Here is a 12761-nt window from a genome sequence, read left to right on the forward strand (position 1 = left end):
TTCTGGCCGGCAGGCCCGTGCCTTGCCGTTTGCCGCAAGGTGGGCATCTGGCGCATTAGCCAGAAAACGCAGCAGCCGCCCGCCCAATGCGGTCGTTGACGCCTTGCCAGATGGCATCATCCGGGGGGCGCTGGAGCAAAATCTGACTGTAGCCTGCCGCGTCGAGCTCGCGCAGCAAGGCGTACAAGCGCCTGGCATACTGGGCCGGATTGGCTGGCACAATCACCCAATCCACCCCGGCAGGAGCAAGCCCCGGAGCCTCATCCAGCACCACGGCAGCGACACGCTGGCCCGCCCGATGGTGCCGATCCAGCCATGCAGGAAAAGCAGGCAAATCCAGTAAAACCAGCGGCGTGTAGGGCGCGTAATGCGCCTTCAGAGACCCGGATACCCGTGGCGCCGCTGCATCTGGCAAGGCAGGGAGATCACCCAGTATCTCAGCCAACTGGTAAATATTGATTTGTCCCGGGCGCAGCAAGGTGGGGCCAACGCCCTTGTCCAGCCGCGAAAGATCAAGAATAGTGGATTCGATCCCGATCTGGGAGTCGCCACCTTCAATCACCAGCAAGGCCTGATCATCAAGATCCGGAAACTCCTGGTGCACGTGTTCTGCGCGCGTGGGCGATACATGGCCAAACTGATTGGCAGAGGGCGCCGCCACCCCGCCACAGCCATGCGGCTTCAGTGACGCAAAGATGTGCAAAAGCGTTTGTGCCACCGGATGGGCGGGGCATCGCAAACCGATGCTCTCTTGCCCACCACTGACAGCATCCGGGATATGTGTCGCACGCGGCAGGATCAGTGTCAGGGGCCCGGGCCAAAACGCCGCCATCAACTGTCTGGCCTGTAGCGGCAACTGGGCCGCCCAATATGCGGGGTCGGTATCGGGCGCCAGATGCACAATCACTGGATGATTGGCCGGCCGCTTTTTGGCCTGGTAGATGCGCGCCACAGCTTGCGGGTTTTCGGCATCCGCGCCCAGGCCATAGACGGTTTCGGTGGGAAAAGCCACCAGTCGCCCTTGACTAAGCCGGTGGGCGGCTTCGAGGATCCTGGCCTGGGTAAACTCAGGCATCAGGCAAGCCCAGAACCGAGCACACACGCCCAATGCGCGCCCGCAACTGCGACGCCGTGGCTCCGATGATGTTGATGTGACCCATCTTGCGGCCCAGGCGTGCCTCTGTTTTGGCATACAGGTGCAGGCGGGTGCCAGGGATCTCAAGCACCCCGGCCCAATCGGGCTCGCGCTGCGCGCCCTGGGCATCAAACCACAGATTACCCAGCAAATTAAGCATGGCTACCGGGCATAGCGTATCGGTAACCCCCAGTGGCAAACCGGCCATGATGCGGGCCTGCTGCTCGAATTGACTGACGAGACAACCGTCCTGTGTGTAGTGGCCACTGTTGTGTGGCCGGGGCGCGATTTCGTTGGCAATCACGGAACCATCCTGCAGGATGAAGAACTCGACGCACAAGATGCCGTGATAATCCAGGTGATCCGCCACGCGCAATGCATACTGGCGCGCCTGATCTGCCACAGTTGCCGGCACCGACCCATCCACCACCGAAAGGGCAAGAATGCCATCACGATGGCTGTTGCGCGACGGCGGGTACGTGACAGTGCGGCCATCCAGCCCGCGGGCCACCACCACCGAAATTTCGTAATCGAGCGGCTGCAAGGCCTCTAGTACGCACGCCACACCTTTAAGGGCCTTGAAGGCAGCATGTGCCTGGGCACGTGTTTGCACACGTACCTGACCCTTGCCGTCGTAGCCCAGGCAAGCGGTTTTGAGAATGCCGGGAAACAACGCATCCGGGCAGGTATCAAGATCGGCCATCTGCAGCACTGCAGCATGCGGTGCCACGGGTACCTGGGCTGCTTGCAACCAGGATTTTTCGACCGTGCGATCTTGGGCAACCGCCACGGCGTCTCCGGACGGCGTGGTACGACAGGACATTGCCAAACGGCGCAGGCTGTCGGCCGGTACGTTTTCAAACTCGGTGGTAATGGCCACACATTGCGCCGCCAGCTGATCGAGTGCGGCCGCATCATCGTAAGCAGCGCACAGGTGCGCATCGGCCACCATGCCTGCCGGCGAACTCTGCGCAGGATCGAGCACCATCACCCGATACCCCATCGCCTGCGCCGACTGGCAAAACATCCGGCCCAATTGGCCACCACCCAGCACACCCAGCCAAGCGCCAGGATTTGCCATCACGTTACGGCTGGCAGCAGCTTGACCCGCCATTATGAGACCTCGGGAGGCACAACCATGGCGCGTGCCGTTTGTGTCTGGCGTGCACGAAACTGCTGCAGATGCTGCAGCAGTTTGGCGTCTGTCATGGCCAGGTTGGCCACCACGTGCAAGGCGGCATTGGCTGCGCCGGATTCACCGATGGCAAAGGTGCCCACGGGCACGCCGCGTGGCATCTGGACGATGGACAAGAGGGAATCCTGGCCCCGCAGATAGCGGGATGGCACGGGCACACCAAACACCGGCACGGGCGTGAGTGCTGCCATCATGCCTGGCAAATGTGCCGCCCCCCCTGCCCCTGCAATGATGGCACGCAGACCACGTGCCAGGGCCTGGGCGCCATAATCAGCCATATCCTGAGGCATGCGGTGGGCAGACACAACACGGGACTCGTAGGGAATCTGGAACTCGTCGAGCACAGCGGCTGCATGCTGCATAACATCCCAGTCGCTGGATGAACCCATGATCAGGCCCACAACCACCGTATCGACAACAGCAGTTGGCTGTGTCATTGAGCCCCCTGTATCAGGCGTGTCTGCGCCTCGAGATATTTTTCGGCGGTGCGTTCGAGCACCTCGGCCGGCAAGCGCGGCGCCGGCGGGGTTTTATCCCACGGCTGGGTTTCCAGCCAGTCGCGGACATACTGCTTGTCGAATGACGGTGGGCTGATACCCACCGCGTAGCCATCCGCAGGCCAAAAGCGCGAAGAATCCGGCGTCAGGACTTCGTCCATGAGATGCAAGGTGCCTTGCTCATCCAGGCCGAACTCAAACTTGGTGTCGGCAATGAGAATGCCTTGCCGGGCAGCATAGGCAGCAGCTTCGGTGTACAACGCCAGAGTGACACGCCGGATTTCGGCGGCCAGCTCTGCCCCGACCTGAGCCACGACATAGGCAAAATCCACGTTTTCGTCGTGGTGGCCAAACTCGGCCTTGGCCGCCGGCGTGAAAATGGGTTCTGGCAGCTTGTCGGCCTGGCGCAGCCCGGCGGGCAACTGCACACCGCACACGGCACCACTGGCCTGATAGTCTTTCCAGCCAGATCCAATCAGGTAGCCACGCGCCACCGCCTCTACGAGGATGGGATCAAGCCGCTTGACCACCATGGCACGCCCCGCCACCTGGCTGCGCTCGTCGGGGGCAACGACATCTTCGGGGGCAATCCCCGTGAGATGCGTGGGAATCAGATGACCCAAGCGCTTGAGCCAGAACTCGGTGAGCGCCGTCAGCACGCACCCCTTGCCGGGGATGGGGTCATCGAGAATCACATCGAAGGCCGAGATCCGGTCTGTGGCGACGATCAGGAGTTTGTCTTCGCCCACGGCATACATGTCGCGGACCTTGCCGCGCCCCAGCAGGGGCAGCGACTGTATAGTGGATTGGAGCAAGGCCTTCATGTGGGTTTATTTCACCAATTGCTTGAGATCACCGGCGGCATAGCGGGCAGCCATGTCGGACAGCGGAATGGCTTTGATCTTGGATGCATGGCCAGCCGTGCCAAATTGCTCGTAGCGGGCAAGGCAAACCTTTTTAGCGGCTTCACGTGCAGGCTTGAGGTATTCGCGCGGGTCGAATTTGGCTGGATTCTCGGCCATGAAACGGCGGATGGCACCTGTCATGGCCAAGCGGATATCGGTATCGATATTGACCTTGCGCACACCAAACTTGATGGCTTCTTGAAGTTCTTCGACCGGCACGCCGTAGGTTTCTTTCATGTCGCCACCGAACTGGCGAATCTCGGCCAGAAGCTCTTGAGGCACGCTGGAGCTGCCATGCATCACCAAGTGCGTATTGGGCAGGCGGGCGTGGATTTCTTTGATGCGTTGCACCGAGAGGATGTCGCCCGTGGGCTTGCGCGTAAATTTATAGGCGCCATGGCTGGTGCCCACGGCAATGGCCAGCGCATCCAGCTGGGTTTGCTGGACAAAATCAGCGGCCTGTTCGGGGTCGGTGAGCAACTGTTCGCGCGTCATGGTGCCTTCGGCGCCGTGCCCGTCTTCTTTGTCGCCTTTCATGGTTTCAAGGGAGCCCAGGCAGCCAAGCTCGCCTTCGACGGTAACACCCAGCTTGTGCGCCATCTGTACCACCCGACGCGTCACGTCCAGGTTGTACTCGTACGACGAAATGGACTTGCCATCCGACATCAGGGAGCCGTCCATCATGACGCTGGAAAAGCCCAGATCGATGGCACCCTGGCACACATCGGGCGACTGCCCGTGGTCTTGGTGCATCACCACCGGAATATGCGGGTAGGTTTCGACGGCGGCTTGAATCAGGTATTTGAGAAAGCCTTCGCCGGCATATTTGCGAGCACCTGCAGAGGCCTGCATGATCACCGGGCTGTCTGTCTGGGCCGCGGCTTCCATGATGGCCTGGACTTGCTCCAGGTTATTGACGTTAAAGGCAGGAATCCCGTAGCCGTGCTCGGCTGCGTGATCCAGGAGTTGACGCATGGAAACCAGGGCCATGACTGGACCTCCAGGTAAAAGGGTGTGAAAAAAGAAATCGGATTGCCCAGATTTTAAGGCGGAACGGGATTTACTGCTGGTTGCCGTCTGTTGCCCGACGTGCCGATTTCGGCCGAAAGGATTTCACGATCCCGGGATGGGTCTCGATATACGGCCCACCGATCAAGTCCAGGCAATAGGGCACGGCGGCAAACACCCCCGCCACTTGCACCGCCCCCGATGCATCGCGCAGGCCCTCAAGGGTTTCGCGAATGGCTTTTGGCTGGCCAGGCAAATTGATGATCAGGGCCGCGTGATCAGCACTTTCGCGGATGACCGCGACCTGGCGCGACAAAATGGCCGTAGGTACAAACTTGAGACTGACCTGGCGCATTTGCTCGGCAAACCCGGGCATCTCGCGGCTGGCCACATCGAGCGTGGCCTCAGGGGTCACATCCCGGCGCGCCGGCCCCGTCCCGCCCGTGGTCAGCACCAGATCGCACCGGGCTTCGTCCACCAGCTCGCGCAGCGTGGCGGCAATACCGTCGCGCTCGTCGGGAATCAGGCGCGACACAATCTGCGGCGCGTGAGTCAGCACCTGGCCAAGCCACTCGGTGAGCGCCGGGATGCCTTGATCCTGATACACACCCGAAGAAGCACGATCAGACACCGACACCAGACCCACAATCAGATCATCCGGATGACGGCGTTGCAAGGGAAAGGACTGAGACATGAGATTGGCACCAGAACAGCAATAAATGGGGATATTTTAGGGTACCTTGTACAGGTACACTGCGAGTATGCACGACACCCCACCCTCTCCCGAACTCAGCGCCACCTTCAGCTTACGCAACGGCGATCAAAGCTGGGGATCCGAGCGTCGCATGGCCCTGCTGGCGGCGATTGGCACTGAAGGCTCCATCAGCGCAGCAGCCCGCAAGATCGGCCTGAGCTACAAGGCCGCCTGGGATGCAGTGGATATCATGAACAGTGTGTCGGGCGACGTGCTGGTTGAGCGCGTCACGGGTGGCAAGCGCGGAGGGGGTGCACAACTCACCCCCCGGGCCCAAAAGCTGCTTGCCTGGTACCAGGCCGTACAGGCAGAGCACCAACGTTTCATGGATGTGCTGTCACGATTTGGCCCCGACAGCGTGCGCCATATGGATCTTTTGCACAGCATGGCGCTGCAGACTTCGGCCCGCAACCGCTTCGAGGGCCATGTCAAAGCCATTTTCCGGCAAGGCGTCAACGATGTAATCGAGCTCGAAATCGCGCCCTCTGTGGTGCTGAAAGCCACCCTCACACATGCCAGCACCGGGCGTCTGGCCTTACGCACCGGCAGACGCGCCCTGGCCTTCATCAAAGCCCAGGCGGTTACCATCACACCGCTTGCAGACACCCCACCCACGCTGGCGGCAGACACCACCACGCGGTGGCTGGGCCATCTGATCCACACCGAGGCAGACCCCACCCTGCGGGAAATCACACTGGAAATCACCCCGGGCATCCAGGTTACGGGGCTGGCTGCCGCCTCCGCGGCTACTCAAGGTTTGCCTGCTTCTGCGCCATTGCCATCGGGCAGCCAGGCCCAGGCCCTGTTTCAGGCCGGCGACGTGTTGTTGGGCACGCTCGACTGATCATCGACCAAACGGCTGGTTCCTTACGGCTCAGGAAGCAGCAGGCAAGACCGGCGATGTGCCCACGACAGCACCGTGCTCAATACGAAACACCTGATCGGCCAGGGCATCAACATCTGCCTGATCATGCGTAATCAGGATGGTGGGGATACCAATATCTCGCTGCAATTGGGCCAGCTCGCGGCGCATCTGCACCCGCAAACCCATATCCAGGGCAGACAAGGGCTCATCCAGCAGCAACAGGCTGGGGCCGGTTGCCAGCGTACGGGCCAGGGCCACGCGCTGGCGCTGCCCGCCTGACAACTGGCCGGGATACCGGTCAAGCAGATGCCCCAACTGAAACGCCTGCACCCAGCGCTGTGCCTGCGCGGGCAGCACCCGTACACGCCCCCAGGGCCGGGCTGGCCAGTTGCGCCAGCCGGTACGCAGTCCAAACGCGATGTTCTGGCAGACCGTGAGATGAGGGAACAGCGCGTAATCCTGAAACAGATAGCCTAGATGACGTTGCGGCGGGGGCACATTGATATGCGTCGCATGATCAAACAACACACGGCCATCCACCACAATGCGGCCCTCATCGGGGCGCAGCAGGCCTGCAATGGCCTGCATGGTCAGGCTCTTGCCCGCGCCCGACGGGCCAAACAGGGCTACACGACGCGCATCGGTGTGCCAGGCTGGTTGCAATAAAAACCCATCGGCGCCACCCACCTGGCAGCGCAACGCCACAGACAGGCTCATGCGGATCTCCTGCCCGGATGGCGACGCCCACTGGGCACCAGCCACGCCGCCAGGCACAGCACCACTACACAAGTCACCGAAGTGACCAGCACCAGGATATTGGCGGCGTCATCGTTGCCTGCCTGCACAGCCTCGTAGATGGCGATAGAGAGCGTTTGCGTTTTTCCAGGGATGTTTCCGGCGATCATCAAGGTGGCACCAAATTCGCCCAACGCACGGGCAAAGGCCAGCAACACCCCGGCCAAAATGCCCCGTGCCGCCAAGGGCAGGCTGACCCTAAAAAAGACCGCAGCCGGCGACAAGCCCAGCACGGCAGCCGCTTGCTCCAGCCGGGCATCGACCTCCAGAAAGGCTGCGCGTGCAGCCTTTAGCACCAGAGGAAACGCCACCAATGCGGCAGCAATCACGGCCCCTTGCCAGGTAAAGACCAGGCTGATGCCATGCGATTGCAGCCAGCCACCCAACCAGCCACGCCGGCCCAGCAGCACCAGCAAATAATATCCAATGACCGTGGGCGGCAGCACCATGGGCAAAGTGAGCAGCGCATCCACCACATCGCTCCAGCGGGACGGCCAGCGCGACAGGCCGTAGGCCACCGCAATCCCGGCCACGGTAGCCACTACGGTGGCCCAGCCGGCCACCTTCAGCGATAAAAGAAGGGGTACCCAGAGATCCGTATTCATAACCGCATCCGGTCATCATCCATGCACACTGCCGACATATGCCTCTGCCCCAACTACTTAGGGCCTGGAGAAGCCATACTGGGCCAACACGGCCTGCCCCGTATCGGACAGCACAAACTGCAGAAAGCTTTCGGCCTTGGCCGCGCGATCAGGGCGCTGCACCAGGGCAATGGGATACACCACTGGCACGGGCGTCTGCACGGTCTGAACCACCTTTACCTTGTCTTTCATGATTGCCGCATCCGTGGCAAACACAAAGCCGGCATCCACTTCGCCACGTTCGACGTAGCTCAGTACCTGGCGCACATTTTGCCCAAGAATCTCGTGGGCCCGAACGCTATCCCACAGCCCTGCTTTTTGCAGTGCAGCCTGGGTATACCGGCCCACTGGCACCGAGGCCGGGTTGCCCAATGCAATGCGATGAATATTTGTGCCGGCCAGACCCTGCAACGAGGTAACGCCTGCAGGATTATCGCGTGGCACCACCAACACCAGCTGGTTGCGTACAAAATCAGTGCGGGAAGCCGGGTCAATCGCCTTGCCCCGGGCCGCTTTGTCCATGGCCTTTTGATCCGCGGAGGCAAAGACATCCGCAGGGGCGCCCTCGAGAATTTGGCGTAGCACCACGTCAGACGCACCAAAGCTGGTGCGCACAACCGTATTCGGATGGGCGGCCTGATACTGCGCTGCCAAAGCAGTGAAGGCCTGTGTAAGGCTCGATGCTGCCGACACCAGAATTTCATCCGCCATGGCGGGCGGCAAAAAGGCGGACAGCACCCCTGCGAGGACAAGACGGCGGCACCACATGAGCGCACTTCCCAGGTTTCAGCAACGCTGGCTATCGTAATATATATAGGTATATTACGCAATGAGCCGCTGAAGCGGGTCAGGTAGAATGAAACCCGTGGTTGCGCGTAACCTCCCCAATCCTGACGCGGACATGCTTAAACCGCCCTCTCCCTCTCCCTTTCCTGTCATCGATACTTTTCTGGACGCCCTGTGGCTGGAAGACGGCCTGGCAGGCAACACCCTGAGCGCCTACCGGCAAGATCTCACAGCCTTTGCCTCCTGGCTGCAAGCAAAACAGGGCTGCCCGCCAGAGCAAGCCAGCCAGCACCATATCCAAAGTTGGCTGGCTGCCCAGCACCAACACAGCAAAGCCAGTACGGCAAACCGTCGCCTGGCGGCACTGCGCCGGTTTTATATCTGGGCCCTGCGCAGCAATCTGTGTCACGAAGACCCTTGTCTGGGCCTGCACAGTGCACGGCAACCCGCCCGGTTTCCCAAGACTTTGTCTGAAGCACAGGTGGATGCCCTGCTGGAAGCCCCCGATGTCGAAGCCACACTGGGCTTGCGCGACCGTGCCATGCTGGAAACCCTGTATGCCACCGGCCTGCGCGTCAGCGAGCTGGTAAACCTGAGTGTGCAAAACACCAGCCTGAATGAAGGCGTGGTGCGGGTAGTGATGGGCAAAGGCGCCAAAGACCGCCTGGTGCCTTTGGGCGAGGAAGCCTTGTACTGGATTGATCGCTACCTGGCAGACAGCCGCCCTGCAATCCTGGGGGCACGGCTCTGCGATGCACTGTTTGTGACTGCGCGCGGCGCAGCCATGACCCGCCAGGCCTTTTGGCTGTTGATTCGCAAGTACGCCCAGCAGGCCGATATCCATGCGCCGCTATCACCACATGTATTGCGCCACGCATTTGCCACCCATCTGCTGAATCACGGCGCTGATTTGCGCGTGGTGCAAATGCTACTGGGCCACGCAGATATTTCCACCACGCAAATCTATACTCACGTTGCCCGCGAGCGCCTTAAAACCTTGCACGCCCAGCATCACCCCAGGGCCTGAAGCCTTCTGACCATACCCCCGCCATGAGCAAATCCCGGCATACCTCAGAAACACCCGCCACCCACTGGTTGCGCCAGCAAAAGATCCCCTTTGGCGAGCACCCCTACGAATACGTGGATCACGGCGGCGCACGCGAGGCCGCACGCCAACTGGAGGTGCCCCTGCACCAGGTGGCCAAGACCCTGATCATGGAAGACGAGCAGGCACATCCCCTGGTTGTCCTGATGCACGGCGATTGTGAAGTCTCCACCAAAAACCTGGCACGCCAGATTGGCGTCAAGAAGGTAGCACCTTGCACGCCCGACACCGCCCAGCGCCACTCGGGCTATCAGGTGGGTGGCACCTCGCCCTTTGCCACGCGCAAACGCATGCCCGTATGGGTAGAGCGCAGCCTGCTGGATTACGATGTGGTGTACCTGAACGGTGGCCGACGCGGCTACCTGATCAGCGTGCCCTCAGCGGTGTTACGTGACGCACTGCAGGCAAAACCTGTGGATGTGGCGCTGGGGGGTGATACCGACGAATGACCTGCGTCCCTTGCAGACATCCACACACGCGGGCATGCAGCGGGTACACGTGCTGCCCAAAACCCTTGGCCCAATCACCAGGACATCCCCATGAGCACCATTACGATCTATCACAACCCCGCCTGCGGCACATCGCGTAACGTGCTCGCAATGATCCGCAACAGCGGTGAAGAGCCGACAGTCATCGAGTACCTGAAGACACCGCCCAGCCAGGCCGCACTGGTAAAGTTGCTGGCCAATGCGGGCCTGAGCGTCCGCGACGTACTGCGTGAAAAGGGTACGCCCTATGCAGAACTGGATCTGGGCAACACCAAATGGACGGACGACCAATTGCTTGATTTCATCGAGCAGCACCCGATCCTGCTGAACCGGCCGATTGTTGTCACGCCATTGGGCACGCGCCTGTGCCGGCCGTCGGAAGCCGTGCTGGATATCCTGCCGCAAGCGCAGCACAGGGCTTTCAGCAAAGAAGACGGTGAGGCGGTTGTGGACAGCAAGGGCCGTAGGGTCTGATATCCACAACCCATGCATTGAGGCACCGGCAAAAATTGGCGTCTCCTGCAGGAATCGAACCTGCAATCTTCCCTTAGGAGGGGAAAGTTATATCCATTTAACTAAGGAGACACTGAGCCGGTACAACAGCCAGCGCAGACGGTATGCGAACGCAACACCTGGCAGGTTTGCCGCGCAGAGACCCCGCAACAAACCAGGCCGCCAGTATAAAACATGCCGGGCTGCCGTGCGGCCCGGTCTCCGTGCCTAAACAACGGCAACGCCGATTACACTGGAGGCATTCATCCGGAGGACTGCCATGGCGCCTGCTTACTTGTTCACCTGCCACCCAAAAGCAAAAGCGTACCCACGCCCGTTGATGGCTGCCCTGCTGGGTGCCACCACATTACTGGCCGGCTGCACATCCGTTACTTCAGCACCACCCGGCACCCCCCTGGATCAGGTAGCCGCTCAGTTTGGGGCCCCCACCTTGCAATGCACTGATCGAGACGGCCTGCACCGCGCGGTGTGGTCGCAACAACCCATGGGACAGTTTGCCTGGGCCAGCACCATCGATGATCAGGGCCGTATCGGCACAATACAGCCCGTGCTGACGGACGAGCATTTTCAGGTACTGAAAACCGGCACCTGGACGGCCGCCCAGGTGCGTTGCGAGTTTGGCCCGCCGGCCATCATCGACACCGCCGGTTTACCTGGCTCGCAGCAAGTGGTCTGGAGCTACCGATACAAGCAGGATCACGTCTGGAACTCACTGATGTATGTATTTATGGGGCAAAACGGAGACCAGGTGACCAAATTTCACCCTGGGCCAGACCCCATGTACGACCACGACCGCATGTTTCCACGCTTCTAAGCCCGGCGCACAGCGATGCTTAACGTTTTGTGGCTCGGGTTTTTTCTGGTGGCGGCGGCCTCGGGGCTGTTCCAGTGGCTGGTGCTGGGCAACGCCCATATTTTTTCAGATCTGATCACCAGCCTCTTTGACATGGCTGATTTGTCCGTCAAGATCATGCTGCTGCTGCTGGGCACCCTGACGCTCTGGATGGGGTTTTTAAAAATTGCCGAGGCGGCCGGCCTGGTGCGTGGCCTGGCACGGTTGCTGGGCCCCCTGTTTTTGCGCCTGATGCCCGAAGTACCCGCCGGGCACCCAGCCCTTGGGCTGATCACGCTCAACTTTGCCGCCAACGCACTGGGGCTGGACAATGCGGCAACCCCCATTGGCCTGCGCGCCATGCACGCGCTGCAAACGCTCAACCCCAAGCCGGATACCGCCACCAATGCGCAGATCCTGTTTTTGGTACTGAATTCATCGTCTTTGACGCTATTGCCGGTATCGATTTTCATGTACCGCGCCCAGCAAGGGGCACCCGACCCCACGCTGGTGTTCTTGCCCATCCTTCTGGCCACGTCGGCATCCACCTTGGTGGGCCTGCTGTCGGTGGCGTTTATGCAGCGCCTGCGCCTGCAAAATCCGGTGGTGCTGGCCTGGCTGGCCACGGGCGGGCTGCTGCTGGGCGGGTTCATGGCGCTACTGGCCAGCCTCAGTGCGGTGGCGGTCTCGGCATTGTCCTCATTGCTGGGCAATCTGGTGCTGTTTGGCGTCATCATCGCCTTTTTGCTGGCCGGCGCCTGGAAACGCGTCGCTGTTTACGACTGCTTTATCGAAGGGGCCAAAGAGGGCTTTGAGGTATGCAAGAACCTGCTGCCCTATCTGATCGCCATGCTGTGTGCGGTTGGCGTGCTGCGGGCCTCTGGCGCCTTGGACCTATTGCTGGATGTCATCCGCTGGAGCGTGCACACCCTGGGGTTGGACACACGCTTTGTAGATGCCCTGCCCACCGCCCTGGTGAAGCCCTTCTCAGGTAGTGCGGCACGCGCCCTGATGATCGAAACCATGCAGCACACAGGCCCAGACAGCTTTGCCTCTTTGCTGGCAGCCACCGTGCAAGGCAGCACTGAAACCACCTTTTATGTACTGGCCGTGTATTTTGGTGCCGTCAGTATCCAGCGTGCCCGCCACGCCGTGGGCTGCGCACTGCTGGCCGACTTCGCCGGTGTGCTGGCAGCCATCGCAGTGTGCTACTGGTTTTTTGCCTGAGGCACAGTCAGT

15 protein-coding genes and 1 tRNA gene are annotated in these 12761 nt (G+C 60.9%); 6 read left to right on the forward strand and 10 right to left on the reverse strand.

Annotated features, from left to right (window positions below):
- Positions 1–55 precede the first annotated feature (55 nt).
- The 6 genes from WA928_RS01535 to mog all read right to left on the reverse strand — a co-directional run bounded on the left by WA928_RS01535 (position 56) and on the right by mog (position 5434).
- The gene (locus WA928_RS01535) at positions 56–1075 is read right to left on the reverse strand and encodes an L-threonylcarbamoyladenylate synthase (protein ID WP_417252001.1); all 1020 of its coding nucleotides are present in this window, start codon (positions 1073–1075) and stop codon (positions 56–58) included.
- Positions 1068–2216 (reverse strand): 5-(carboxyamino)imidazole ribonucleotide synthase, encoded by a 1149-nt coding sequence (locus WA928_RS01540; protein ID WP_424298672.1) that lies wholly within the window; start codon positions 2214–2216, stop codon positions 1068–1070. Before WA928_RS01540 ends, WA928_RS01535 begins: the two co-directional genes overlap by 8 nt.
- Positions 2217–2248: 32 nt before the next feature.
- Positions 2249–2767: a 5-(carboxyamino)imidazole ribonucleotide mutase gene (gene purE / locus WA928_RS01545; protein ID WP_417252003.1), complete on the reverse strand. Its 519-nt coding sequence runs from the start codon at positions 2765–2767 to the stop codon at positions 2249–2251.
- Positions 2764–3651 carry a phosphoribosylaminoimidazolesuccinocarboxamide synthase gene (locus WA928_RS01550; RefSeq protein WP_417252004.1) on the reverse strand — a complete coding sequence of 296 codons (888 nt, stop codon included), beginning with the start codon at positions 3649–3651 and terminating at the stop codon, positions 2764–2766. The genes purE and WA928_RS01550 overlap by 4 nt, the downstream gene beginning before the upstream one ends.
- Positions 3652–3657: 6 nt before the next feature.
- Entirely contained in the window at positions 3658–4722 is a 1065-nt protein-coding gene (fba, locus tag WA928_RS01555) for a class II fructose-bisphosphate aldolase (protein WP_417252005.1), read from the reverse strand.
- 70 nt (positions 4723–4792) lie between these two features.
- On the reverse strand, positions 4793–5434 hold the full coding sequence (gene mog / locus WA928_RS01560; RefSeq protein WP_424298677.1) for a molybdopterin adenylyltransferase: 642 nt from the start codon (positions 5432–5434) through the stop codon (positions 4793–4795).
- Between the two features lie 67 nt (positions 5435–5501).
- Between mog and WA928_RS01565 the strand changes: the two genes are divergently transcribed.
- Positions 5502–6338 (forward strand): TOBE domain-containing protein, encoded by an 837-nt coding sequence (locus WA928_RS01565; protein ID WP_424298680.1) that lies wholly within the window; start codon positions 5502–5504, stop codon positions 6336–6338.
- Positions 6339–6368: 30 nt separating this feature from the next.
- Here the strand turns inward: WA928_RS01565 and WA928_RS01570 are convergent, their stop codons facing one another.
- Genes WA928_RS01570 through modA form a run of 3 tightly spaced genes read right to left on the reverse strand, consistent with a single transcriptional unit; the run spans position 6369 to position 8566 of the window.
- Positions 6369–7076 (reverse strand): sulfate/molybdate ABC transporter ATP-binding protein, encoded by a 708-nt coding sequence (locus tag WA928_RS01570; protein WP_350382141.1) that lies wholly within the window; start codon positions 7074–7076, stop codon positions 6369–6371.
- On the reverse strand, positions 7073–7759 hold the full coding sequence (modB, locus tag WA928_RS01575; RefSeq protein ID WP_350382142.1) for a molybdate ABC transporter permease subunit: 687 nt from the start codon (positions 7757–7759) through the stop codon (positions 7073–7075). Before modB ends, WA928_RS01570 begins: the two co-directional genes overlap by 4 nt.
- A gap of 57 nt (positions 7760–7816) precedes the next feature.
- Complete coding sequence (modA, locus tag WA928_RS01580; RefSeq protein ID WP_424298684.1) at positions 7817–8566, reverse strand: molybdate ABC transporter substrate-binding protein; 750 nt, start codon at positions 8564–8566, stop codon at positions 7817–7819.
- Between the two features lie 133 nt (positions 8567–8699).
- Here modA and xerD point away from each other — a divergent pair, with 133 nt between their 5' ends.
- From xerD to arsC, 3 genes are all read left to right on the forward strand, one after another.
- Positions 8700–9611, forward strand: a complete 912-nt coding sequence (xerD, locus tag WA928_RS01585; protein WP_424299561.1) for a site-specific tyrosine recombinase XerD — start codon at positions 8700–8702, stop codon at positions 9609–9611.
- Between the two features lie 23 nt (positions 9612–9634).
- Complete coding sequence (locus WA928_RS01590) at positions 9635–10138, forward strand: aminoacyl-tRNA deacylase (RefSeq protein ID WP_424298687.1); 504 nt, start codon at positions 9635–9637, stop codon at positions 10136–10138.
- Between the two features lie 90 nt (positions 10139–10228).
- A complete protein-coding gene (gene arsC / locus WA928_RS01595) occupies positions 10229–10651 on the forward strand; it encodes an arsenate reductase (glutaredoxin) (RefSeq protein ID WP_424298690.1) in 423 nt (140 codons plus the stop codon).
- 36 nt (positions 10652–10687) lie between these two features.
- Here the strand turns inward: arsC and WA928_RS01600 are convergent.
- Positions 10688–10762, reverse strand: a tRNA-Arg gene (locus tag WA928_RS01600).
- 187 nt (positions 10763–10949) lie between these two features.
- Here WA928_RS01600 and WA928_RS01605 point away from each other — a divergent pair.
- Positions 10950–11504 (forward strand): hypothetical protein, encoded by a 555-nt coding sequence (locus WA928_RS01605; RefSeq protein ID WP_424298693.1) that lies wholly within the window; start codon positions 10950–10952, stop codon positions 11502–11504.
- A gap of 15 nt (positions 11505–11519) precedes the next feature.
- Entirely contained in the window at positions 11520–12749 is a 1230-nt protein-coding gene (locus WA928_RS01610) for a nucleoside recognition domain-containing protein (RefSeq protein ID WP_424298696.1), read from the forward strand.
- The last annotated feature ends 12 nt before the right edge of the window (positions 12750–12761 follow it).

It is taken from the genome of Castellaniella sp., from assembly GCF_049651205.1.
Classification (GTDB): Bacteria; Pseudomonadota; Gammaproteobacteria; order Burkholderiales; family Burkholderiaceae_B; genus Castellaniella.

What these genes read in the sequence shown, in the direction of transcription:
- WA928_RS01535 (WP_417252001.1), bottom strand. Translation starts at nt 1,075, where the DNA reads ATGCCTGAGTTTACCCAGGCCAGGATCCTCGAAGCCGCCCACCGGCTT.
- WA928_RS01540 (WP_424298672.1), bottom strand. Translation starts at nt 2,216, where the DNA reads ATGGCAAATCCTGGCGCTTGGCTGGGTGTGCTGGGTGGTGGCCAATTG.
- purE (WP_417252003.1), bottom strand. Translation starts at nt 2,767, where the DNA reads ATGACACAGCCAACTGCTGTTGTCGATACGGTGGTTGTGGGCCTGATC.
- WA928_RS01550 (WP_417252004.1), bottom strand. Translation starts at nt 3,651, where the DNA reads ATGAAGGCCTTGCTCCAATCCACTATACAGTCGCTGCCCCTGCTGGGG.
- fba (WP_417252005.1), bottom strand. Translation starts at nt 4,722, where the DNA reads ATGGCCCTGGTTTCCATGCGTCAACTCCTGGATCACGCAGCCGAGCAC.
- mog (WP_424298677.1), bottom strand. Translation starts at nt 5,434, where the DNA reads ATGTCTCAGTCCTTTCCCTTGCAACGCCGTCATCCGGATGATCTGATT.
- WA928_RS01565 (WP_424298680.1), top strand. Translation starts at nt 5,502, where the DNA reads ATGCACGACACCCCACCCTCTCCCGAACTCAGCGCCACCTTCAGCTTA.
- WA928_RS01570 (WP_350382141.1), bottom strand. Translation starts at nt 7,076, where the DNA reads ATGAGCCTGTCTGTGGCGTTGCGCTGCCAGGTGGGTGGCGCCGATGGG.
- modB (WP_350382142.1), bottom strand. Translation starts at nt 7,759, where the DNA reads ATGAATACGGATCTCTGGGTACCCCTTCTTTTATCGCTGAAGGTGGCC.
- modA (WP_424298684.1), bottom strand. Translation starts at nt 8,566, where the DNA reads ATGTGGTGCCGCCGTCTTGTCCTCGCAGGGGTGCTGTCCGCCTTTTTG.
- xerD (WP_424299561.1), top strand. Translation starts at nt 8,700, where the DNA reads ATGCTTAAACCGCCCTCTCCCTCTCCCTTTCCTGTCATCGATACTTTT.
- WA928_RS01590 (WP_424298687.1), top strand. Translation starts at nt 9,635, where the DNA reads ATGAGCAAATCCCGGCATACCTCAGAAACACCCGCCACCCACTGGTTG.
- arsC (WP_424298690.1), top strand. Translation starts at nt 10,229, where the DNA reads ATGAGCACCATTACGATCTATCACAACCCCGCCTGCGGCACATCGCGT.
- WA928_RS01605 (WP_424298693.1), top strand. Translation starts at nt 10,950, where the DNA reads ATGGCGCCTGCTTACTTGTTCACCTGCCACCCAAAAGCAAAAGCGTAC.
- WA928_RS01610 (WP_424298696.1), top strand. Translation starts at nt 11,520, where the DNA reads ATGCTTAACGTTTTGTGGCTCGGGTTTTTTCTGGTGGCGGCGGCCTCG.